Raw genomic sequence first — 23,160 nt, 5'->3', positions numbered from 1 at the left:
GATGCGCCTGAAGTGCATTCGCCTGGCCGGGTTCAAGTCGTTCGTCGACCCGACCACGGTCAACTTTCCCAGCAACATGGCGGCCGTGGTCGGCCCCAACGGCTGTGGCAAATCCAACATCATCGATGCCGTGCGCTGGGTGATGGGCGAGAGTTCGGCGAAGAACCTGCGCGGCGAGTCGATGACCGATGTCATCTTCAACGGCTCCAGTGGCCGCAAGCCGGTCAGCCAGGCCAGCATCGAGCTGGTGTTCGACAACAGCGAAACCACCCTGGTCGGCGAATATGCCGCCTACGCCGAGATCTCGATCCGCCGCAAGGTCACCCGCGACGGGCAGAACAGCTACTACCTCAACGGCACCAAGTGCCGCCGGCGCGATATCACCGACATCTTCCTCGGTACCGGCCTGGGGCCGCGCAGCTACTCGATCATCGAACAGGGCATGATCTCCAAGCTGATCGAGGCCAAGCCCGAGGAGCTGCGCAACTTCATCGAGGAAGCCGCCGGCATTTCCAAGTACAAGGAACGCCGCCGTGAAACCGAGAGCCGCATCCGCCGCACCCAGGAAAACCTGGCGCGCCTGACCGACCTGCGCGAAGAGCTGGAGCGCCAGCTGGAGCGCCTGCACCGGCAGGCCCAGGCGGCCGAGAAGTACCGCGAATACAAGGCCCAGGAACGCCAGCTGAAGGCACGCCTGTCGGCCTTGCGCTGGCGCGACCTGGACGACCGGGTGCGCCAGCGCGAGGCGGTGATCGGCGACCAGGATGTGTCCCATGAGGCGCTGGTGGCCGAGCAGCGCAATGCCGATGCCAGCATCGAGCGCCTGCGCGATGGCCATCACGAATTGTCCGAACGCTTCAACCAGGTGCAGGGCCGTTTCTACTCGGTGGCCGGTGACATCGCCCGGGTCGAGCAGAGCATCCAGCACGGCCAGCAGCGCCTGCGCCAGCTGCAGGATGACTTCAAGGAAGCCGAGCGCACGCGCCTGGAAACCGAGTCGCACCTGGGCCACGACCGTACCCTGCTGGCTACCTTGGGCGAAGAGCTGGCCATGCTCGAACCCGAGCAGGAAATGACCCTGGCCGCTGCCGAAGAAGCCACTGCCGCCCTTGAAGAGGCCGAGCTGGGCATGCACGGTTGGCAGGAACAGTGGGACAGCTTCAACAGCCGTTCCGCCGAGCCGCGCCGCCAGGCCGAAGTGCAGCAGGCGCGCCTGCAACAGCTGGAGGCCAGCCTGGAACGCCAGGCCGAGCGCCAGCGCAAGCTGGGCGAGGAGCGTGAGCTGCTGGGCAGCGACCCGCAGGATGCGGCCATGCTCGAACTGGCCGAGCAGCTGGCTAGCAGCGAAATGTTGCTGGAAGAGTTGCAGTTGTCGGAAGAGCAGGTGGTCGAGCGCCTGGAAGGCGCGCGTGAACAACTGCAGCAGGCCACCCAGGCCCAACAGCAGGCGCAGGGCGACCTGCAACGCCTGGGCGGGCGCCTGGCCTCGCTCGAAGCCTTGCAGCAGGCCGCCCTGGAGCCGGGTGCAGGTGCTGCGGACTGGCTCCAGGGCCAAGGCCTGGAGCAACAGCCGCGGCTGGCTGAAGGGTTGCGGGTCGAGCCGGGCTGGGAGCTTGCGGTAGAAACCGTGCTCGGCGCCGACCTGCAGGCTGTGCTGGTGGACGACTTCAGTAATCTGGATTTTGCCGGCCTGGAGCAGGGCGAGTTGCGCTTGCTGCTGGCGAGCGGTACCGGCTCGTCGCTGCCCGGGAGCCTGTTGGAAAAGGTCGAAGGCCGTGTCGACCTGGCGCCCTGGCTGGGCCAGGTCAAGCCCGTGGCAGACCTTGCCCAGGCGCTGGCGCAGCGCGCGTCGCTCGGCGAAGGCCAGAGCCTGGTCAGCCGCGATGGCTACTGGGTTGGCCGACACTTCCTGCGGGTGCGCCGTGGCGGCGAAGCCGAAGGCGGCGTGCTAGCGCGTGGCCAGGAGATCGAGCGCCTGGGCCAGGAGCAACTGGAGCAGGAAGCGGCGCTGGAGCAGTTGGAACAGCAACTGCAGGCCCTGCGCGAGCAGCAGCTGGACCTTGAAGAACAGCGTGAACAACTGCGCCGTCGCACCCAGGAAGAAAACCGCCTGCATGGCGAGCTGAAGGCCAACCTGTCGGCTGGCCGCGCACGTGCCGAGCAGGTCGAGCTGCGCCGCCGGCGCCTGCAGGAAGAGCTGACCGAGCTGGAAGAACAGCGCGCCGTGGAGCATGAGCAGCTGGGCGAAGCCCGCCTGCTGCTGCAGGAGGCCCTGGAGCTGATGGCCCAGGACACCGAGCAGCGCGAGCAGTTGATGGCCCGCCGCGACACCCTGCGCGAAAGCCTCGATCGCGTGCGCCAGGAGGCCCGCCAGCACAAGGATCACGCCCACCAGCTGGCTGTACGCCTGGGCTCGCTGCGCGCACAGCATGATTCCACCCGCCAGGCCCTGGAGCGCCTTGAGCAGCAGGCCGCGCGCCTGACCGAGCGCCAGGAGCAACTGAGCCTGAACCTGGAAGAGGGCGAGGCCCCACAGGAAGAACTGCGCCTGAAGCTGGAAGAGCTGCTGGAGCGGCGCATGAGCGTCGACGAGGAAATGCGCCAGGCTCGCCTGCACATGGACGAAGCCGACCGCGAACTGCGCGACGCCGAAAAGCGCCGTACCCAGGCCGAGCAGCAGGCCCAGTTGCTGCGTGGCCAGCTGGAGCAGTTGCGCCTGGAGTGCCAGGGCCTGGATGTGCGGCGCAAGACCCTGCAGGAGCAGTTGCTGGCCGATGGCTACGACCTGCAAGGCGTGCTCGCCACCCTGGAGGCCGAGGCCAGCGAGCAGGGCACCGAACAGGAGCTGGAGCAGCTCGAGGCGCGTATCCAGCGCCTGGGGGCGATCAACCTGGCGGCCATCGAAGAGTACGAGCAGCAGTCCGAGCGCAAGCGCTACCTGGACGCCCAGGACGCCGACCTGGTCGAAGCCCTGGAGACCCTGGAAAACGTCATTCGCAAGATCGACAAGGAAACCCGCAACCGCTTCAAGGATACCTTTGATCAGATAAATGCCGGATTACAGGCACTTTTCCCAAAAGTTTTCGGTGGTGGCAGCGCTTATCTGGAACTGACGGGCGAAGATCTACTCGATACAGGGGTAACGATCATGGCGCGACCACCGGGCAAGAAGAACAGCACCATCCATCTGCTGTCCGGCGGCGAGAAGGCACTGACCGCATTGGCGCTGGTGTTTGCCATCTTCAAGTTGAACCCCGCACCGTTCTGCATGCTCGACGAAGTCGACGCGCCGCTGGACGATGCCAACGTCGGGCGTTACGCCCGTCTGGTCAAGGAAATGAGTGAAAGCGTGCAGTTCATCTACATCACCCATAACAAGATTGCCATGGAGATGGCGGATCAATTGATGGGGGTGACCATGCATGAACCGGGCTGTTCACGTCTGGTTGCCGTCGATGTGGAGGAGGCCATGGCCATGGTCGATGCCTGATGCTCGACGATAAGGGCATATTCCGTAGCGAAATGCCCCCGCCATGTGCGACAGACGGTGTAAAGTTGTCTTTGGTCGTGCTAGCTTAATGTCACTCGTTTTTTGCGTGGGTAAAACGCCTGTCAGAACATAGAGTTGGCGCCACGTGTTAAAGGGCTTTGAACCCTTTGTTTTCAAGCATATTTTTATAGAGGCACGGGATTACATGGAAATCGGTCTGCGCGAGTGGCTGATCGTCATCGGCATCATTGTCATTGCCGGGATTCTTTTCGACGGCTGGCGCCGCATGCGCGGCGGGAAAGGCAAGTTGAAATTCCGTCTGGATCGCAGTTATTCCAACCTGCCGGACGAAGAGGGCAATGCCGAAGTGCTTGGCCCGTCGCGGGTGCTGGATACCCACAAGGAGCCTGAGCTGGACGAAAGCGACCTGCCGTCGCTCAGTGCTTCTGCGCGTGATCGCGAGCGTGAGCCCAAGCCGGCCAAGGCTGCCAAGCGCGGCAAGCGCGCCACCGCTGCTGCGGATGCACAGCAGGGCGACCTGAACCTGAGCGCCGAGCCACGCGAGCCCGACCTGTTTGCCGACAGCGATGACGACTTTGCCGCGGAAAATACCCGCAGCAACGGTGCGGCGCCTGCCAGCAACAGCGTCAAGGAGCTGCCGCCGGCCGAGGAAGTGCTGGTGATCAGCGTCATCTCCCGCGACGAGGGTGGCTTCAAGGGCCCGGCGCTGCTGCAGAACATTCTGGAAAGCGGCCTGCGCTTCGGCGAAATGGACATCTTCCACCGTCACGAGAGCATGGCCGGTCACGGCGAGGTGCTGTTCTCCATGGCCAACGCCGTCAAGCCCGGCGTGTTCGACCTGGACGACATCGACCACTTCAGCACCCGCGCGGTGAGCTTCTTCCTCGGCCTGCCGGGCCCGCGTCATCCGAAGCAGGCCTTCGATGTGATGGTGGCTGCGGCGCGCAAGCTGGCGCACGAACTGAACGGTGAGCTCAAGGACGACCAGCGCAGCGTGCTGACCGCCCAGACCATCGAGCACTACCGCCAGCGCATCGTCGAGTTCGAGCGCCGTGCGCTGACCCAGAAGCGCTGACAGATCCAGACGAAAGAGCAGCCTGAGGGCGTGCTGGTCGGTTCGGGTGTTGTTATCGCCTGTGCCGGCCTCTTCGCGGGTAAACCCGCTCCCACAGGGACACCACAAACCTCAAGGGCTGTGATGTCCCTGTGGGAGCGGGTTTACCCGCGAAGAGGCCGGACAGGCAATAAATACCTCAAGCCCCCGGCACCCACCCCCAGGCTGCTCTTTTGCTTTGCAAGAGAAGACAAATCCCATGACCGCCGAAACCCGTATCCACGAACTGCGTGCCGAGCTCGACCAGCACAACTACCGCTACTACGTGCTCGATGAGCCAAGCGTGCCCGATGCCGAATACGACCGCCTGTTCAACGAGCTCAAGGCGCTTGAAGCCGAACACCCGCACCTGGTAACCCCCGACTCGCCCACCCAGCGCGTGGGTGGCGAAGCCCTGGCCGCGTTCAGCCAGGTCCGCCACGAAGTGCCCATGCTCAGCCTGGGCAACGCCTTCGAAGAAGCCGACTTGCGTGAGTTCGGCCGCCGCGTGGTAGACGGCCTCGACCAGCCCGGTGCGGTCGACTACAGCTGCGAGCCCAAGCTCGACGGCCTGGCCGTAAGCTTGTTGTACCGCGACGGCCAACTGGTGCAGGGTGCCACCCGTGGCGACGGCACCACTGGCGAAGACATCAGTGCCAACGTGCGTACCGTGCGCAACATCCCGCTCAAGCTGCAAGGCGAGGGATGGCCGGCGGTGCTGGAGGTGCGCGGCGAGGTGTACATGAGCAAGGCCGGTTTCGACCGGCTCAACGCCGCCCAGGCCGAAGCCGGTGGCAAGACCTTCGCCAACCCGCGCAACGCCGCCGCCGGCAGCCTGCGTCAGCTGGATTCGAAAATCACCGCCAGCCGCCCGCTGGAATTCTGCTGCTATGGCGTCGGCCAGGTGTCCGCGAGCATCGGCGACAGCCACATCGGCATCCTCGAGCAGCTCAAGGCCTGGGGCCTGCCGATCAGCCGCGAACTCAAGCATGCCGCTGGCATTGAAGAATGCCTGGCCTACTACCGCGACATCGGCGAGCGACGCAACAGCCTGCCCTACGAAATCGACGGCGTGGTGTTCAAGGTCAACAGCCTGGCCGCCCAGCGCGAACTGGGCTTCCGCGCCCGTGAGCCGCGCTGGGCGATCGCCCACAAGTTCCCGGCCATGGAAGAGCTGACCGAGGTGCTGGATGTCGAGTTCCAGGTCGGCCGCACCGGCGCGGTAACGCCCGTGGCACGCCTGAAGCCGGTCAAGGTCGCCGGTGTGACCGTGTCCAACGCCACCCTGCACAACATGGACGAAATCGCCCGCCTGGGCCTGCGCATTGGCGACACGGTGATCATCCGCCGCGCCGGTGACGTGATTCCGCAGGTGATGCAGGTAGTGCTGGAGCGCCGCCCGGAAGATGCGCGCCCGGTGCAGGTGCCTAGCGAATGCCCGGTATGCGGCTCGCAGGTCGAGCGTACCCAGCTGGTCAAGCGTAGCAAGGGCAAGGAAACCACCAGCGAGGGGGCGGTGTACCGCTGCGTCGGTCGCCTGGCCTGTGGCGCCCAGCTCAAGCAGGCGATCATCCACTACGTGTCACGCCGCGCCATGGACATCGACGGCCTGGGCGAGAAGAGCGTCGAGCAGCTGGTGGACGAAGGCCTGATCGGCTCGCCGGCCGACCTGTACAAGCTGGAATTCGACCAGATCGTCGGCCTGGAAGGTTTTGCCGAAGTGTCCAGCAAGAAGCTGCTGGATGCCATCGAAGCCAGCAAGCGCCCGGGCCTGGCGCGCTTCATCTACGCCCTGGGCATCCCGGACGTAGGCGAGGAGACCGCCAAGGTGCTGGCCCGCTCGCTGGGCAGCCTGTCGCGCGTGCAGCAAGCGCTGCCGCAAGTGCTCACCTACCTGCCGGACATCGGCCTGGAGGTGGCGTACGAGATCCACAACTTCTTCGAGGACGAGCACAACCGCAAGGTCATCAAGCAGTTGCTCGACAGCGGCATGCAACTGCAGGACGAAGGCGAGCTGGCTGCCGAATTCGCCGCCAGCACCACCCTGGCCGGCATGATCGCCAAGCTCGATATCGCCTCGGTTGGCCCGACCGGTGCCGAGAAGCTGGTGGCCAAGCTCGACAGCCTGGACAAGATCATCGCCGCCGACGGCATCGACCTGCGCCAGGCCCTGGCGGCCAAGCAGGCCGAAGCCGTGCGCGAGTTCTTCAAGGATGAAGCCAACCAGAAACTGGCCCGGGACATCGAGGCACAGTTGCTGGCGTTCGGCATGCACTGGAGCAGCGAGAAGAAAGTCGCCGAAGGCTTGCCGCTGGCCGGCCAGACCTGGGTGCTGACCGGCACCCTGGAGCGCATGAGCCGTGATATCGCCAAGGAAAAGCTGGAAAGCCTGGGGGCCAAGGTGGCGGGTTCGGTTTCCGGCAAGACTCACTGCGTGGTGGCGGGGCCGGGGGCGGGGTCCAAGCTGGCCAAGGCCAGTGAGTTGGGGGTGAAGGTGCTTGATGAAGATGCCTTCGTCACCTTCCTGGGCGAGCAGGGCATCGCTGTCTAACGCCCTGCGCAATCCCCTGTGGCTTGCGCGGTCCTTGTGGGAGCGGGCATGCCCGCGAACACGGGCGAAGCCCGTGCCATCCACCGCGGCGCCTGCTTCGCGGGTGAACCCGCTCCCACAGGTCCTGCGCTGGTCTTGCTGTCAACGCTACCCCTGTAGGAGCGGGTTCACCCGCGAATTGGCAGCTCCAGGCCACCCCGACCCGGACAAGTCATTGAGAAATGATGACTTTTTCTGCTCCAGAGGTTGTATCTGCCCCCAAGACCGGTACAATGGCGCCACTCGCTGTTCAGCGAGCCTTGTAGTGGTGGCCCCATCGGTCCCCCCGCATTGATTACCCGTTAACCTGGTCAGGCCCGGAAGGGAGCAGCCATAGCGGGAACATCGAGTGCCGGGGTGTGGCTGGTGGGGCCGCCTCCATTCTCTAAATCCTTGATTCTACAAGGATTTTTCGCTCAAAAATCTCGAAGTGTGACAGCGTTTGGGTACACCTAGGTGGTGCACTGTACCCGCAATCATATCGTTCCCACTGCCAGTAGCCAATCTAGTGGTTTGAAGGGGTTTGGTCGCCTCTGTCGATGGCTTACACTTCCTATCTCGCCATTTTGAGTCAGCTTGTATGACCGCACAGAAACCACCACCCACGAAAAAAGAATTCTGTATCGACTATCCGTTGTACGAGCAATTCACTTTTGCTGAAGAGCACGATCAGGAAGGCTGGAACATTTTCTTCGCCCAGGACCCAATCGACACGTACTGCCCGGGATGTAATTCACACAGCATTTTCCACCAGACCATCAGCGGGAGCATTCCGCAATATGCTAGCGCGTGGGTAGGGAGTAGACGGCTTAGCGTCTGGCTTAAGTGCTCTCGGAATACGTCCCACACCTTGTATTTCCTGTTCGACGTTGAGGGCAGGACGGTGCAGAAAATTGGTCAGTATCCGTCCCTTGCGGCCCTTAACACCTATGATGTCCGTCAGTACTCTGCTGTGCTTTCCAAAGAAGACTTCAAGGAGTTCACAAAAGCTATCGGCTTGGCTGCACACGGTGTGGGGGTGGGCTCATTCGTCTATCTAAGGCGAATTTTCGAGAATCTTGTTGATGCTGCATATCAGGTCGCGAAAACCGATGATGGATGGGATGACGAGGCTTACCGCAACGGGCGCATGGCTGAACGGATACTGTTGCTAGATGGGCACCTGCCCGAATTCCTTGTAGAGAATCGTTCGATGTACAAGATTCTAAGTCAAGGCGTACACGAGCTGACAGAGAACGAGTGCCTAGCGGCGTTCCCGGTCGTAAAAATGGGAATTGAACTGGTGCTAGATGAAAAGCTGGCCGCAGCGGCAAAGCAGAAAAAGCTGCAACAGGCAAGAAGCGCTATTCATGGCCTTGTCAGTAAAGCGTGATCACGGGAAGCAAAGTGGTCACCCCAACTTTTGCACGCAGACCATCGCCCACAGTCGAATATCGTCCATGAGCCGGGGCGGGAATATCATCGGCAGCATTGGGCCGAAAAGTCGGCTCAGTGTGGGTCAGTGCTTAATGCTACTAGCTGGCCCGGTGCAAGCCACACCGTACGATTTCAGAATATCCAAGACAGCAAAAAGCCGCCCGAAGGCGGCTACGTGCGAAGGCGTTCTATCGCTGAAGTGATGGCATCAGCGTTGGCATCAAGTGCCTGTAGGCAGGTCATGGTGTTTTCGTGGGCATTTACAGACCCACGCTGTCTAATCCATGTACTTACTTCTTCAATGGCTGCTCTCAAGGCTGTCTGGTTCATATGCAGCAGCTCTAGGGCGTCGGCTGTAGCTGAGAAATCAGCCGTAGCTTTATCATCCATGTGGCGTTCTCGTTATAGGGCAGATACCGCAGCGTAGGGCCTTACAGCGGCTTGTTCCAGTGGCGTTTGACCGTGGCGATACCGATGTTGAGTTCGGCTGCCACTTCCGCCTGTGTCATGTTCTTGGCCTTGGCCTTCTGCACCGCCTTGGTGGTATCAACCGCTTCAGGGCGTCCCAACTTCTTGCCTTCTGCCTTGGCACGTTTCAGGCCGGACTGGGTACGCTCAATCAGCAAATCTCGCTCAAACTCTGCGACAGCACCAAGCACCTGCATGGTCATCTTGCCCGCTGCACTGGTCAGGTCTACGCCACCAAGGGCAAGGCAGTGAACACGGATGCCGGTTGCTGCCAGTTGCTCGACGGTCTGTCGTACATCCATAGCGTTGCGTCCAAGACGGTCCAGCTTGGTGACGATCAGCACATCACCCGATTCCATCCGCTCAAGCAACTTCTGGAAGCCGGGGCGCTCACTGGCGGGGACGCTGCCGGAAATAGTCTCTTCGATTACCCGGCTGGCCTGTACATCGAAGCCAGCGTTCTTCACGTCCTGGACTTGGTTCTCGGTGAACTGATTCGACGTGCTTACACGGCAGTAAAGGAAGGTACGAGACATCGGCATCACCCAAGGGATCATTTAACGTGGGATCATAGTATCGGTATCGCCATGTGGTGTAAACCCTATTTTGTTGATACCTATACAGACCAGATTTGACGGCATCGTTTAACGGTCGTTTTATGATGCTGTGACTCAGAGGTGCAACGCTTACCGTTTGGTTATCCTATGCGCTACTATCGGGTCAACTCGCCAAGGGGGTGCAAATGAGTTTCTCGCAGCGTATGGGGTTGGAGCCGGCCACTAGGGCTATCCAGGTTGACGACATAGATGAAAGGCTTCGTCTTGCGCTCTGGAATGTGCTCACTCTCTCGTTCTGGGAGCATTATCAGAACGGATACTCGTCTAACCGACTCTGTTATTCCAACTTCGCTAGTTTCGCGAAAATCTACGCTTTCCATCATGAGATCAGTATTGATGAGCTCCCCGGTTATTGGTATGAGCTTGTTGCTTCCATACGCACAAGGTTCATGGGTAGCGCTTGGAACAAAGTCTACGATTTCTTAGAGTTCATGGCAGAAAGCGGGCCAGATGAGACGAATAACTCACGGCGCTGGAGGAGCTCATTCGTTGAGTTCGCAAATCATGTGCTGGAGCGTCACAACTCTGGTTATAGGTTCATTGATCTGAAAATCGCACCAATAACCTCAGGCGCCGAGCTGGACGAGATTGAAGGTGCTATTCAAGCGTCGCAGCCTTATGCGGGTGTGAAACGCCACCTTCAGACAGCTTTAGGTCTACTCACCAACAGAGATAAGCCCGATTATCGGAATTCGATAAAGGAAAGCATTAGTGCCGTTGAGTCTCTGGCGAGGCACATTACCGGCAACTCAAAAGCTACTTTAGGGGATGCCCTCAAAGTCTTGGAAAATAAGCATAGTCTCGAGCCTACAGTGAAGCAGGCTTTCAGTAAACTGTACGGCTATGCGAGTGATGGCGACGGTATTCGGCACGCAATGATGAAAGATGATGCTACAACGACCAAGGCGGATGCTCGCTTCATGCTGATATGCTGTTCGGCATTCATAAATTTCGCCATTGACACTTGCGAACGCTGACTTGGCTTGATCCTTGCGTTTCATAAGCCCCGTGAATAGGGGCTTATACAAGCTTGGCAGCATCCAGACGACCAAGAAAGGTAGACAACTCGATTAGTTAATCCGTTAGCTGTTCATTAGCTCATTGCGGCTCCTTTTGAACGGTCATCGCCTCAGGCCGACCTTGGCGAACTAGCTTAGACAGCGGTCTACGTTGAACACAGTTCACTGTGTCCAGCTCTTCTGAAATTTCATGTTCTAATAAGTCAGCCGAGTGAGCCACCGCAGCAAATGCTGTGCGGTCACCAGATAAGTTTGAACTTGGTTTTAGAGAAGTGCTTGTTGGATGTTATCGATAGAGCCAAGCCAGCCGTTCTTACCCTTGTAAAGTTCAAATCCAAAGCGTTTGCCGAAAGCGCTCGATTTATCATTTGCTGCCTCGATGGCGATGTACCTGTAGCCAATCACTGGTGCGAGCTTCACAAGGAAATTCAATAGGCTTCGACCGTGGCCTTTGCGTTCGGCTACAAAAATGAGTCGTGCAAGTACCAGTGTTTCCTGAGGCCATCCGACTGCCAAGGGCGGGAAGAGCCGCAAGTAAAGATCATAGTCGCGTTGGCCGTTATCGGCTTTTACGGTCGAGCCTAGGGCGATATACAGGTAACGATCCACCTTGGACTTTGTGAAACCAAACTCTTCCTGAAGAAACACAGAAAGTTCCTGCTTCAGGTGTTCGCATCCTGCTTTGGCATATTCTCGCCATTTGTCTTCATCGGCACTTAGGTCGGGCTTTTCGGTAAGCACTGACATGCTCCTTCGGTTGGATTCTTATTCCAAGCTAGCGGCGTGCCTGAGAGCTTGTCAAGCGGTTTGGTAGAATTTTCTTGATCGGGTGCTGGCACTTTGGTTGGGATTTCTAGGAAACTCGAACACTAAGTACAAAAACTCGAAAACTAACTAAAATTTTCTCTTTCACTAAGTCGATACTTGCTTTTCGTAGTGTGTGTGTAGTGTTTCTATGTTTTCCAGAAAGTCGACAACTAGTGCATTCGGCTACTTCCAAAAACTCAACAACTTTCGAGTATTGCTCAGGTTGAAATCTATTACACCTGCCCGGCTCTACGAACTGTTTAATTCTTGTGGGTGCTGATCAATCAACGCCCCGTTACATCAACCGTCATTGCTGTTGGTGGCGATGCAAGTGGTGTTGTGCCTGGAGCTGGTCCGCCCGCACTGCCCCAAGGTCGGCTAGCAATGGCGGTCAAACCACCACCGCCAGAGTTAGGGCCAACGCGAACACAGTACGACATCAATATGCCCCACGGGACGCCAGCCTGCGAAGCGCCACGGCATTGCTTCGGGTACACACCCAAGCCCACAGCGTACTGGCGGGCAGCGTTTGGCCAAGGCTGAACTTCTACACCTGTCGTCGGTACGGTGAGGGCGTTTACAGGCTTCATGAAGCCGGCATCAAAGGTCAGATTTCCGTACTCATCAAAGAGCTGGAACCCGACGTTGCCAGATGCTTGTGGTGGTGAGTCTCTGAACCCATAGACCTCAACCGTGCCTTCGATGTTCGTTCGGAAGGTGTGGGCTGTTCCCGCCTTCTTCATAAGCCCGATGGTGCGGACAACCGGGGAGCTGAAGAAGATGTACTTTGTATCAGCTGGAATCTGGATGGTGAACTGATAACATGTGCCGATATAGGCAGCGATGAAGCTGGGCATATTCATTGAATGGTGGGTCTGTAACTCTGCTGCCAGCATCTCAGACTCGTCCGACAGTGCTTCTACAAGCCCCTATATACGGGGCTTCCAGAGGGCTACCACCCCCTAGCCCTGTAGGGTAGTCAAGGGTAGGGGGGTGGTAAGCTTGGACAAGATGTCTCTGATGGTCCGCTCTGACACCCGCCATGCTGACGCCATTGCTTCGGTTGTCTCATGCTGGCGATGCTTCAATACATAGTCTGTAAGTGCGATCTTGCCTTCTGGTGTCAGCGGTAGGATCTCTGGAATCTTTGGTTTGCCGATGATCGAGTATATGTCGATAGGGGTATCAAATTTAAGCCTGGCGTAATACTGACTCAATCGACCATCGGTTGCTGGATAGAAGGTAGTGTTGTCGGTGTTGGTGGGCGTAAAGCTTGAAGATATGACACGTTGAATTGTGTTCGACTGCTTGTGTACTGCGAAATAGTTCAAGAGTGCTTCCAAGTGGGTAGGACGATTAGCTCGCCCCTTGTGATTTTGAGTAGGCGCGTACTAGATCAGCCAACGCTGTTTCTTCATCTAATAGGTCTTGTTGGATCTTTGCCAGTGCCATCGCCTCGGCTGCTGCGGCTTCAGCTTCTGCTGTGGCTACGTTGGTTGCAGCAAGGGCTTTCTCTTCACGGCGACGCTTAATGGATAGCGTGATTTCAACTTGGCGAGTTGTTTCCGCTATGTTTCGTTCGTGTCGGTGTTTCTCGTACTCAGCTCGTGCTTGGTCTGCTAGTGTGCGAAGCTCAGACTTAATTACCTTGTCTGGCTTTCGCAGCTGGGCTTTGAAATCAAGTGTGTCGTATCGGGCATTGACGAGGGTATAGCCTTTTCGCCATTCTTCCTGTAAGTCGAGCAGTGCGAGATGAAGAGGTTTCTTACACGACCACTCGATATTGGCAGCAGGGTCTTTGAAGTACAGCCCCTGAGCGTTAGCGTTGTAACGTGCAACCTTCTGCTCTATCAGGCGGCTTAGCTCTGCTTCATCGTGCTTGAAGAACTCGATGACTTTTTCACCGTATGTGTATTCTGTACTAATCATTGCTGATGTGTTTCCTGTTGTTGTGATTCATTGGTTGTTGCTTCTTGGGCAAGATACTGTTGCTCTAGCTCTTCTTGGCTGACTGCATTATTGGCTCTGTGGTTTCTCGTCTGGCAGGCCGAGCTGCACCAGCGGGAACGGTGTGACCGACTGTAGTAGGTCTTGTTGCAGTGGTCGCAAGACTTCCGCTGCAATGGGTAACTCTTTTGCATGTGTGTACTCTTGTTTGTGTAGGTGTTTCTTTGTGGCAATAGAAAACCCGTCACTCATGGCGAGCTTCGGGTTAGGTTTCTATTAAGTTGTCTTTCTGCGTACTGAGTGTTTGTACGCTGTTGCCCGTTGCAGGCAATGATGAGAGCTGATGGCAGTCTCGCTAAACTAATACCTAGTTTACCACAATGGCATGGGTGTCAAGTGTTTTGGGTCCTATTTTGAAACTTTATTTTCATTTCACGGTGCTCTTGTGCTGTGCCTCGCATGTTGCTGTCTGGCATTAGAGTTATGGTCACATGCCTGACAGGGCGTGCAGGAGTGGTGTCTTGCCCATAGTGCCAGACTGTGTGGTAGGGCAGTGGCTGGCTCTACAGTGTTATCAGCCTGCACAGTGCGTGTTAATGTGTGACGGCATCGTCACGATGCACTGATCAGAAGTTTTAAGCGCTGGTGATGGGTGGGTGCTGGTGCACCACTCTGCTTCCAACTTATAGAGTTATAACTTCTTTGAAGTATGGCCATAGATATGGTGGGGGCAGAGGCAAGAGCCCCCAGACCTCTAAGCTTGAGCTATAGGGTTAGATGTAACGTACCGTTACTAGGTTTTGCTGCACAAGATGCTTGTAGAGTTAGAAGCAAGATCAAGAGCGGGGAAAGGGTTTGCCCCTTTCTTCCCCTGCTTAATAGAGTGTTATCCGTGCTTCAGGCACAGGTTGTCCTGCTGTGGCGTGGGCGCCACGATGATAAGTTCATAGAGGTAAATGGTTTCAATTCTCTGCTTTGGTGATTGCCTACAGATACATGCGGCCGTATTACTCCCCCCCTGTGAGAAGGCCGCTTACGCGACTTGCAGCCTATCTTGTAGGGTCTGCACCTCGTCTCGCCACTTTCTGATGGTCTTTGCCGATACGCCAGTCAACCGCTCAATGGCCTTAACCGCCTGGTCTTGTGCCAGCATCCGCATCACGGCCTGCTTCTTGGGGTGTCGACGCTGATGGCAAGCTGGGAACGCTACGATTGTCGCTGTGGTTTGGCAGGTTGGGTAATCCCACTCGTACTCTTCAGCCGCATTGTATTCAGTCAGGGTACGAAGGTCGTGGTGCAGCTTTGCCAGCTCTTCTGCACTCGGTGTCCGAGCGTCGTCCAAATCTTCCCAATCACAAGGTTTCGGCACAGGGTCGATGTCATCCATTTCATTGATCAGGGACTGAGGCCGACTCTTCATCATCCATGGAATGATCAACTCAATCGCTTTGAAGTAACGCCGAGCGTGCCTTTCCCCCAGTTGCAGCAGATCTTCTATTGCTTCGTTGGTGATGATAGGTAAGTTTTCCAGAATCACCGTGAGATTGCTTACAGACAAGGGCATGGACTTTCCATCAGCGCCGATACCACGACTATGCCAGTCCAACCGTGCGATTCCTTCGATGACGTCAAGTGCAAACACTGGGTAACGGCCCCAACGTGTTGCACAGCCAATGACCCCGTAGAATGGATTTTCGACTACTCGTGGCTTGGGTCCACGATTGCTTTTGGCTTTACGTTTGACCTTAAACTTTTTCTTCGGGGTGTTATCTTCAAGCCATCTGTCAGCGTTGGCTCTAATTCGTGCATCTAGCGCTTCAAATTCGGATTTAGAAAGTAAGATGCTATCGGTTTCGTCTTGTTCCATAATTGTTTGCTCTTCGTGTGTTGTTATTTCATGTGCAAATCCTCGACGTGTTCCGGCATTTGGTAGTTGGAAACGGTGATCCTTATTTCAGGCCGCACGAAACCCGCTCTGCTCAGTGGCCTATTGGCTTGAGCAAGCGAGATGTGTTGGTCTGTAAGGTGAGGTGTTGCGGATGCCTGCTATGGACAGGTGTGGCGATAGTACAGCCCAACCAGTATGTGTCAAGAGGTTTTTGTTTAATACCATTAATTGCCATTGTGTCAATTATAGGGCACGCCAGGCGCTCCCCGGCTTAGGCAGACCAGCATTCACCATCGCCAAGATCGAAGTCTTGATACCGCTGAAGAAGTTCTTCATCACACGGTAAGACAACAACACTGGGCCAATCAGGGCTTCACCCAGTACCTCATAGAAGTCATCTTCTGTTACCCGGCGACCTTGTGCCTGACGCTTGAATCGCAGTGCGAACAGGGCGTAGATCACATACACGGCATAGATAATGCCGTAGGCAATAGCAATTGCCATCCATTTTGCTAGTACAAAGTCGATCATTACAGGCCCACCCGTCCATGCTCCTCGATAAATTGTTGAATCCAAATCAAACCCTTACCTGTGAACAACGGCTGAGAATGGATTACAACCTTCCCAGTCTCAGGAACGGTGTAGTCACTGCACTTCACATCCATACGGCCACTATCCAAGTACGGCTGGTATGGCGTGTTACGTGTGGCACCCTCGCTAATCAGAATCTTGTGTTTACGCAGATACTTGAATAGGCGTTTCTCACCAGTACCAAGGATCTTTGCAACTTCAGCAACTGGCTTCAAACCTTCCGAGTCAGCAACCTTATCGTGGAAATTTGCCTTTGGTGCGTCTTCGGCAATCTTCGCTGCCTGGATACCGACTTTGTGTTCCAGCTGCATCACCTGTTCGGTGTAGCCCAGCAGCAGACTACGGAGCTGTGCTGCATCGTTCAGATTGGCCACAGGTGCTGGCTTGGCCACCTCGGCTTCCAGCTCACGCCAACGGTCGATCACCTTGGCCCGCAAGGGTACGCTGTAGCCGGTAAGCAGAATGTCTACCTCTCGCCGGGGCAGGGCGTACACCTCCTGCTTGCGGTATCCCCCGCGTGGCATAGGCACTTTCATGTGTGAGCAAAACTGCTCAGTCGTGGAACCCATCGCTTCCAGCATGTTGCGGATGTCACGCTTAACATCAGCGGGCCGCTTTCCAGTCAGCTCGGCAATCTCTACGCTGCTCATAGTCAGCGGTGCATCGGTGTTGCCAGTAATATGTGTAACTTGACTCATTAACTCGGTTGCCCTCCAGGGCATGAATTGGCGCCCACCTCTGTAGGCGCCTTATTATTTATGCTGCTTCGTTCATCTCGCTCAGATACTGCTGCATCTGAGCCATATACTCTGCTTCCCGTTCTGCCCGGTACTCAGCGTACTTAGGCAGACGTTCACGCAAATCATCAGCGAAGAAATACAAATCCTTGCCGTTGTCCAGAATGGCTACAAACTCTTCGTCAGTCAGGAAGCCGGCGTAAGTTCGCTGCACCCATTCACGGTTTACACGTTCCGTGTAGGCAACGCTCAGTCTTACATCAGACTCTTTGCCGTAACCTGGGGGGAGGGGTTGGATTTCGGAAGGGTGAGAGCTATTGCCGTTATCAACGGTTGTTGTACGTCAGTTTTAACGGCAATAGGGGCGGTTGGTTTTTAAACGAGGTCTATTGCTTTTCCGAAGAGGGCTTATTTTCTTTTTTGTGAGCTTCGATATAGGCGGAAGAGCCAAAGTAGAAGGCGATCACAACTCCGACAATCGATGTGAAATTTGTTATGAGTGTCTGTGTGATTGGGGGGAGTTCCTTGGGGCCTTGTTCAAAGAATGCTACTGTTGCAACCAGTGCGAGATATTGGATAACAATTCCTGCGGCGATGGCAGATCGAAGCCTTGAATCTTTGCTTTCGTTTGATGGGGAGCTGAGCTGCATGAAGAAAACTAAGGCCCCAGATGTTAGAATACCTACTCCCCATGGGTAATCTTTGCCGATCTTATAAGATAAGTAGGCGCCGAGGAAATTTATTGTTGCAAGAGCGAGGCATGGTATAAATACTTTCTTAAACATTTAGCTTAGGTCCTGACTATTCGCGTGAGACATTGATTGGGGAGCATGAGGTGTGCGGTGTTCTCTATTATCGCAGATTGGGTGAATGGGGACATGGCGTATTGCCACTTCCATCGCCTTCAACGGGCTCCGGCTGCCATAGATGCTGAAGGTCACCGCCCCATCTTCATGGCCAGCGATACGCTTGATCAGCGAGTCCTGTATCCCAGCATCTCGCAGATCATCAATGAGCGTGTGACGGAAGCTGTGAAAGGTCTTTCTAGAATCGGTGATGCCGAGCTTCGTCTTGTACCGACCGAACCACTTCGACGGAGCATGGCCCAGCTTCCCTCGTACCGCTTCCAGTTCGGGGAACAGGCGATCAGCGCCACTGGCTCTGACGGATTCAACATGCTGAAGCAGGCCCAGGTCCAGCAGGGCAGGGTGCAGAGGGAGTATGCGACGACTGCTGGCGTTCTTCAGGTTCTGGCCTTCACGGCTGTCATCAATGCGCATGCAGTGAACACCCTGTTGTTCTGTGAAGTCATCAACCCGCAACTGGCACAGCTCTTCCAATCGTGCCCCGGTAGCTCGCCCAAGCAGCGGTAGCCAGTATCGCCATGGGTGCTTACGGGCTTCCTTTCGTAGCGTTTCATGATCCAGTAGTGCTGCCAGATCGCTACGATCAAATGACAGGCGAGCTTCTTTGGCCGACCCCGTCATGACCTTGATGCCCGCCAAGTGATTCTCGGTGACGTACCTGTTCACCTTGCACCAGTTCATGAAGGCCGTGAGCTTACGTAGCCGGTTGTTTACCGTAACGGCGGTGATCGTCTTGTAGGTGGTGCCCGACTCCACAATCTGCTTCAACGTCTTGCCCTTGAACTCGGGGCGTAACCCGAAATATTGCGGGCAGCGGCTGAGTCGTTCTTTCAGCAGGCGTGCTTGCTGAGCATCGAAGGCTAGGGCAGGCATGTCACCCATCAGCTCGAACAGGTCAGATAAAGCACGCTCGACTTCATCCGCACTGACCTGCCGCCATGTGCCACCGCGTTTTCCTTCTTCTATATAGAGCTTCGATAGGGTGGCGAGGGTCGGGCTGTCGCTCCCGACCTTCACTGGCGCAGTCGAGGTCGCACGTGGTGCTACGGGAATGGCTGGTGTTGGGACTGAGTCTCGCCACTGTGAACATAACGCACGAAGCGTCTGAAGGTCTGTCAGCGGGTGTTCGTTAAGGTGGCCATGTAGCCGTTGGACTATGGATGCGGCAAGGAACAAGGCGCTCTGCCGGTGCCTGATGTTCAGGCTCAAACGCAAAGTGTGACACTTCGGGAAGAGGTGCCTGGGTAGCTTGAGATTCAGGTAGTAGACGGCTTTGCGTCTGATCAGATAGGCCATGGGTGTGACACCAAAGTGTGACAGCAAAGTGTGACAGTGCTGGCTACACCCCAAGTTTTAAGCGACCGTACTGAGTGTCTGCACGGGTAGAGCGTCTGCTACCCCATCAGCCTGAAACCCTTGCCCTGTAAGGCCTGCATCGATTCCCGAGCATGCTTGCATGCGACCTGGTCAGGCCCGGAAGGGAGCAGCCATAGCGGGAACATCGAGTGCCGGGGTGTGGCTGGTGGGGCCGCCTCCATTTCAGGTCCTTGAATTCTCAAGGATTCCTCGCATTACCCAACTCGACAACTTCGGCCTGGTGAGAGCCTTCCTCTCCTCAAGCGCATTGGGAAGCTACGCGAACGAGGTTTTCAGAAAAGAGCCCTCGCTGATAAACGTAGACTTTCCCGCCCGTGTCTCCTTTGAACGTCTCGATCACATTGTCCGCCGCAACAGGGCTGCTCAGGATCACGCGATAGCTTCGGCTCGAATGGGTGACGTTCGGCGATTGCTGATTCTCTTGCAACTTCTGCATGACGCAGGCGGAAAAAGCTTCTGGAGATTTTGCGGTCAGCAACTCCTTTGTCGGCTGGTTAGGCGCGGATGCGCACCCCGCCAGCAGTGTGATAGTGAAGGAGGCAGCAGCAAGAGGCAGAAAGCGCATCAGACAGTTCCAGATTTGAGTTCAGGCGCCATTCTCCATTTCATTTGGCTGATAGAAAACAGGCAAATATCGATGTTACCTATCATTGATTTTGATGAGTAACGAGCGTCTCAGGATCACCGAATGTCTATCAAATCGATGATTCAGAGCAGTTTCTGATATTTTTATTCGATCAAACTCTCCTCTAAGCTGCGTCCTCTTTGAAGCAATGCATTTCGGTGTGAGCATGAAAGAGATCCGCAAGGCAGGTGATCGGGGCGCTACCCGTTTGCCGTGGCTGAAATCCCGGCATTCCTTCTCGTTTGGAAGCTATAGAAACCCGGAAGAGAGTGGTTTCTCGGACCTGCGCGTCATCAACGAAGATTGGATTTCACAGGGTAAAGGCTTCGGCCAACATGGCCATCGTGATGTGGAGATCCTGACCTATGTCCTCAAGGGAACATTGGCCCATCGAGACACCCTGGCAAACAGCACCAGGATTCACGCAGGCGACTTTCAGCTCATCAGCGCCGGCTCAGGTATCGAGCACAGCGAATTCAATGCCTCCGCTACCCAGCCTGTGCACCTGCTACAAATCTGGCTGACCCCTCATTTGTCTCGCACCAAGCCTTCATACCAACAGAAGCACTTTCCGGCCGGAGAACGGCATGGAAAGCTCCAGCTGATCGCCTCGAAAACGGGGCAAGCCGGATCGCTGAAAATCCTCCAGGATACGAAAATCTATGCGGGCAACTTCTCACAAGGTGAGTCGCATACTTTGGCCCTCGCAGGGCGACGACACGCCTATGTCCACGTTGTCGCTGGCAGGCTCCGGGTGAACGGAGAAACTGTTGTGGAGGGCGATGGACTGAAGCTGACGGAAACCCAGGCGGTCACGTTCAGCCACGCTACTGATGCGCAGGTGCTGGTGTTCGATCTCCGGGCAACAGGCTTGGTACCTTCCAGGAAGCAATCCTTCGGGGGCTGCAAGACGCAGGCATGTGCCCGGCGCCGGTAGGTGCCTTCTGACTGCCTTCCTGCCGCGACCGTCCCGATGCAGTCGGGTGGTGATTTAATCTGGCCGCTTCAAGACAAATATTGAACTGCCCTGTTTTTTCCCATGCCCCGCCGCCGACAGCTTCATCAGCCGCTGGAATTTCGGGCATTCCAGGTGATCTTCCTCAGGGCACTGCGCCGCATGCCGCAGGCCCTTGCTCATCGCCTGCAAGCGCCTGATCCGTGCATCCAGTTCGTCGGCCTTGGCGATCAGCATCTGCCGGTCGACCTGCAGGTCCACCAGCATCGTCCCCACTTCATCCAGCGAAAACCCCGCAGCCTGGCCCAGGGCGATCAACGCCAGCCGGTCTGCAACATCGGCTGCGAACTGCCGCCGCTGGCCAGGCCCGGCGAGTGACTTGAGCAGGCCTTTCTTCTCGTAGTAGCGCAGCGTCGAGGCGGGTACGCCTGTGCGTTTGGCGACGTCGGCAATGTCCATTTCGGGCCCTTGACTTGAAGTTGACTTCAACTTCTATGCTGCGCGGCATGGTGATGACCGTCAATCTTCGAGGGCTTGTTCAATGACGTTTACTGCGATGTTTTCCGCTGCTTTGCCAATTGGTATCGGTGCCACGATGGTGATGGACTTGTGGGGGCTGCTGCTGAGGCGGATGGGTGTCGCCACGCTGAACTTCGCCATGGTCGGGCGTTGGGCGGGGCATTTACTGCACGGGCGTGTGCGGCACCAGGCGATTGCCAAGGCGGAACCGGTGCGGCATGAGCTGGCGTTGGGATGGGGGATTCATTACGCCATCGGCGTGCTGTTCGCGATGCTGCTGGTCGTGATCGTGGGGGAGGGCTGGTTGCTGGCACCTACATTGTTGCCTGCGCTGGTTGTTGGTGTGGTGACGGTCGTGGCGCCTTTGTGCTTCATGCAGCCGGCGATGGGCGCGGGGTTCTTTGCGTCGAGGACGCCGACGCCTGCGCGCAACTGCTTGAAGAGCCTGGCCACGCATTTTGTGTTTGGCGTGGGGATGTTCTTGAGTGCGGGTTTGGTTGCGGCTGTGTGAGAGCTACATTCCTCAAGACGAGCAATCGGTAGCAGTAATGCGATCTGCTTTCAGGATGCTTCCTACAACGGTCAGGGCAATTTCCCGCTTTTTCTGTAGGAGGTGTCGAAATATCCTACGCACTGCGTCGACTCCCGTCTGATTGTCCCGGGAATCACCACCCACTAGGCTTTTGCGGTCGCTGTCGGTTCAGCGATCGGGTGTGGAAGCCTGGGGTGTGGTGGCTGTCGTCATGACAGTTGTACGTGGGAGGCCTCCGGCCTGCCGGGCTCACCATACCCCTGGTCTTCCACCCCGCGTACAACTGTCGCCCTACGTGTGGAAGCGAAAGGGTGTTCTCAGCCCGGTATGGTGAACCCATGAAAAAACTAGTCCCCGATCCACCCCACGTCTTCGAGCTTCCCCAAGGTAAATCCCTTTCCCGCGCCATCAGCGAAGGCATCGTGCCGATGGAGTTCGCGTTGATGAATGTCACCCACTATCTGATGTTTGCCTATAGCGACAGCCGGCGGGCGCTGGAGCGTATCCAGGACGAGGAGACGCGGCAGTTGCTGGAGCACGGGTGGCGGGCCATGCAGATTGCCTGGGAGCAGGCGGATGCTGTGGCACTGGCAGTTGAGCGTAGAAACCAGTGAAGTCGGCCTTGGAGTAAGTAGAGATAGCAGGGATATCAATTAACCCTGTGGGAGCGGGTTTACCCGCGAAGAACGCGACGCGATGGATGGCACCGGCTTTGCCGGTGTTCGCGGGTGAACCCGCTCCCACAGCGGGCGTGCAAGCTTCGGGCGGGTTTGTCTTTCATCAGGTACGCGTGGCTCAGGGGCGAGCCACAGACATGGGTTCTTGGTTGCCCATCCCCCCATACCGCTGCACAATCCGCTCGATCTCCCCCGACTGCTTCATCCGCACCAGTGCCCGCAGCAGCCCTTGGGTCGGTATCGCCGGGTCATTGCGTACCATGCACCCCAGGTCCTGGTCCTCCAGCACCGCCAGCGCCTGCAATTGCTGCTCGGCGGGTAGCCCCTGGTTGAACCACTGCAACGACAGCTGGTTGCTTACCGCATGCCGATAGCGCCCGGCTTGCAGCTTCTGCAGCACCAGCAACTGGCTGCGGCTGTCTTCGCGGTGCAGGCGGCCCTGGTCCAGCAGCGGTTGCAAGGTCGAATAGGTGTAGCCAAGCACTGTGCCGATGGCCTGGGCAGGCAGTTGCTCCGGGGGCAGTGGAGTACTGTCGCCAGCGCGGCCTACCAGCAGGTCTCGCTGGTGCAGCAGCGGGATGCTCCAGACAAAATCCCCCGGCCGGTCATTGAACCACTGGGTGCTGACATAGCAGCGCACATCTATATCACCGCTGTTCATCGCCTCCTGCAGGCGCAGGCGGGCCATGACGTGGTATTCGGGGCGTACGCCCACCTCCTTGGCCAAGGCCTGCATCAGGTCGTACAGCAAACCTTCCACCGGCTGGTCGCTTTCGATGCGCACCAGCGGCATGCTCCAGCTCTCGGCGACAGAAAAACGCAACACGGGCTGTTCAGCCTGGCTGTAGGTGCTCCACAGCAGCAACAGGGCCAGCAGTCTTCGCAAAGGCAATCCTCCCTGGATGGCGCGCCAGTTTCAAAGCTT

At 57.1% G+C, this 23,160-nt stretch carries 23 protein-coding genes and 1 other RNA gene; 9 read left to right on the top strand and 15 right to left on the bottom strand.

Annotated elements, in window-relative coordinates:
• Position 1 precedes the first annotated feature (1 nt).
• The 5 genes from smc (at position 2) to ABNP31_RS18155 (ending at position 8,566) form a co-directional block, all read left to right on the top strand.
• A complete protein-coding gene (gene smc / locus ABNP31_RS18175; protein WP_238066679.1) occupies positions 2-3,490 on the top strand; it encodes a chromosome segregation protein SMC in 3,489 nt (1,162 codons plus the stop codon).
• Positions 3,491-3,695: 205 nt separating this feature from the next.
• Entirely contained in the window at positions 3,696-4,586 is an 891-nt protein-coding gene (gene zipA / locus ABNP31_RS18170; protein ID WP_025340022.1) for a cell division protein ZipA, read from the top strand.
• A gap of 238 nt (positions 4,587-4,824) precedes the next feature.
• Positions 4,825-7,155 carry an NAD-dependent DNA ligase LigA gene (ligA, locus tag ABNP31_RS18165; RefSeq protein ID WP_085664009.1) on the top strand — a complete coding sequence of 777 codons (2,331 nt, stop codon included), beginning with the start codon at positions 4,825-4,827 and terminating at the stop codon, positions 7,153-7,155.
• 314 nt (positions 7,156-7,469) lie between these two features.
• An RNA gene (ffs, locus tag ABNP31_RS18160) (signal recognition particle sRNA small type) lies at positions 7,470-7,566 on the top strand.
• 208 nt (positions 7,567-7,774) lie between these two features.
• Entirely contained in the window at positions 7,775-8,566 is a 792-nt protein-coding gene (locus ABNP31_RS18155; RefSeq protein ID WP_350012634.1) for a short-chain dehydrogenase, read from the top strand.
• Positions 8,567-8,781: 215 nt separating this feature from the next.
• On the opposite strand, the gene ABNP31_RS18150 is transcribed toward ABNP31_RS18155, so the two are convergent.
• Positions 8,782-9,000: a hypothetical protein gene (locus ABNP31_RS18150; RefSeq protein ID WP_183674011.1), complete on the bottom strand. Its 219-nt coding sequence runs from the start codon at positions 8,998-9,000 to the stop codon at positions 8,782-8,784.
• Between the two features lie 41 nt (positions 9,001-9,041).
• Positions 9,042-9,614, bottom strand: coding sequence for a recombinase family protein (locus tag ABNP31_RS18145; protein ID WP_350012633.1), 573 nt, complete (start codon positions 9,612-9,614; stop codon positions 9,042-9,044).
• 206 nt (positions 9,615-9,820) lie between these two features.
• Between ABNP31_RS18145 and ABNP31_RS18140 the strand changes: the two genes are divergently transcribed.
• A complete protein-coding gene (locus ABNP31_RS18140) occupies positions 9,821-10,672 on the top strand; it encodes an AbiJ-NTD4 domain-containing protein (protein ID WP_350012632.1) in 852 nt (283 codons plus the stop codon).
• 306 nt (positions 10,673-10,978) lie between these two features.
• Here ABNP31_RS18140 and ABNP31_RS18135 read toward each other — a convergent pair whose 3' ends face one another.
• From ABNP31_RS18135 to ABNP31_RS18085, 11 genes are all read right to left on the bottom strand, one after another.
• The gene (locus ABNP31_RS18135) at positions 10,979-11,455 is read right to left on the bottom strand and encodes a hypothetical protein (RefSeq protein WP_350012631.1); all 477 of its coding nucleotides are present in this window, start codon (positions 11,453-11,455) and stop codon (positions 10,979-10,981) included.
• A 350-nt stretch (positions 11,456-11,805) separates the two neighbouring features.
• Positions 11,806-12,417 (bottom strand): hypothetical protein, encoded by a 612-nt coding sequence (locus tag ABNP31_RS18130; protein ID WP_350012630.1) that lies wholly within the window; start codon positions 12,415-12,417, stop codon positions 11,806-11,808.
• A gap of 66 nt (positions 12,418-12,483) precedes the next feature.
• A complete protein-coding gene (locus ABNP31_RS18125; RefSeq protein WP_223624320.1) occupies positions 12,484-12,852 on the bottom strand; it encodes a hypothetical protein in 369 nt (122 codons plus the stop codon).
• Between the two features lie 25 nt (positions 12,853-12,877).
• Entirely contained in the window at positions 12,878-13,450 is a 573-nt protein-coding gene (locus ABNP31_RS18120) for a hypothetical protein (RefSeq protein ID WP_350012629.1), read from the bottom strand.
• A gap of 1,051 nt (positions 13,451-14,501) precedes the next feature.
• The gene (locus ABNP31_RS18115) at positions 14,502-15,335 is read right to left on the bottom strand and encodes a helix-turn-helix domain-containing protein (RefSeq protein WP_350012628.1); all 834 of its coding nucleotides are present in this window, start codon (positions 15,333-15,335) and stop codon (positions 14,502-14,504) included.
• 264 nt (positions 15,336-15,599) lie between these two features.
• Entirely contained in the window at positions 15,600-15,887 is a 288-nt protein-coding gene (locus ABNP31_RS18110; protein ID WP_350012627.1) for a hypothetical protein, read from the bottom strand.
• Positions 15,887-16,645 (bottom strand): phage regulatory protein/antirepressor Ant, encoded by a 759-nt coding sequence (locus tag ABNP31_RS18105; RefSeq protein WP_350012626.1) that lies wholly within the window; start codon positions 16,643-16,645, stop codon positions 15,887-15,889. Before ABNP31_RS18105 ends, ABNP31_RS18110 begins: the two co-directional genes overlap by 1 nt.
• Positions 16,646-16,703: 58 nt before the next feature.
• Positions 16,704-16,898: a hypothetical protein gene (locus ABNP31_RS18100; protein WP_350012625.1), complete on the bottom strand. Its 195-nt coding sequence runs from the start codon at positions 16,896-16,898 to the stop codon at positions 16,704-16,706.
• 172 nt (positions 16,899-17,070) lie between these two features.
• A complete protein-coding gene (locus tag ABNP31_RS18095; protein WP_350012624.1) occupies positions 17,071-17,469 on the bottom strand; it encodes a hypothetical protein in 399 nt (132 codons plus the stop codon).
• A complete protein-coding gene (locus tag ABNP31_RS18090; protein WP_350012623.1) occupies positions 17,470-18,846 on the bottom strand; it encodes a site-specific integrase in 1,377 nt (458 codons plus the stop codon). It abuts the gene before it with no gap.
• A 319-nt stretch (positions 18,847-19,165) separates the two neighbouring features.
• On the bottom strand, positions 19,166-19,492 hold the full coding sequence (locus tag ABNP31_RS18085; protein ID WP_085664010.1) for a hypothetical protein: 327 nt from the start codon (positions 19,490-19,492) through the stop codon (positions 19,166-19,168).
• A 226-nt stretch (positions 19,493-19,718) separates the two neighbouring features.
• On the opposite strand from ABNP31_RS18085, the gene ABNP31_RS18080 reads away from it, so the two are divergent.
• Positions 19,719-20,489, top strand: a complete 771-nt coding sequence (locus ABNP31_RS18080) for a pirin family protein (protein WP_350012622.1) — start codon at positions 19,719-19,721, stop codon at positions 20,487-20,489.
• 54 nt (positions 20,490-20,543) lie between these two features.
• On the opposite strand, the gene ABNP31_RS18075 is transcribed toward ABNP31_RS18080, so the two are convergent.
• The gene (locus tag ABNP31_RS18075; protein WP_085664011.1) at positions 20,544-20,966 is read right to left on the bottom strand and encodes a helix-turn-helix domain-containing protein; all 423 of its coding nucleotides are present in this window, start codon (positions 20,964-20,966) and stop codon (positions 20,544-20,546) included.
• 82 nt (positions 20,967-21,048) lie between these two features.
• Between ABNP31_RS18075 and ABNP31_RS18070 the strand changes: the two genes are divergently transcribed.
• Both ABNP31_RS18070 and ABNP31_RS18065 read left to right on the top strand, forming a co-directional pair.
• Positions 21,049-21,537, top strand: coding sequence for a DUF2938 domain-containing protein (locus ABNP31_RS18070; RefSeq protein ID WP_350012621.1), 489 nt, complete (start codon positions 21,049-21,051; stop codon positions 21,535-21,537).
• A gap of 359 nt (positions 21,538-21,896) precedes the next feature.
• Complete coding sequence (locus ABNP31_RS18065) at positions 21,897-22,172, top strand: hypothetical protein (RefSeq protein ID WP_350012620.1); 276 nt, start codon at positions 21,897-21,899, stop codon at positions 22,170-22,172.
• A 181-nt stretch (positions 22,173-22,353) separates the two neighbouring features.
• On the opposite strand, the gene ABNP31_RS18060 is transcribed toward ABNP31_RS18065, so the two are convergent.
• Positions 22,354-23,121 carry a substrate-binding periplasmic protein gene (locus tag ABNP31_RS18060; protein ID WP_085664013.1) on the bottom strand — a complete coding sequence of 256 codons (768 nt, stop codon included), beginning with the start codon at positions 23,119-23,121 and terminating at the stop codon, positions 22,354-22,356.
• Between the last annotated feature and the right edge of the window lie 39 nt (positions 23,122-23,160).

Source organism: Pseudomonas asiatica (assembly GCF_040214835.1).
Classification (GTDB): Bacteria; Pseudomonadota; Gammaproteobacteria; order Pseudomonadales; family Pseudomonadaceae; genus Aquipseudomonas; species Aquipseudomonas putida_Z.
This window is presented reverse-complemented; position numbering and strand designations above follow the sequence as displayed.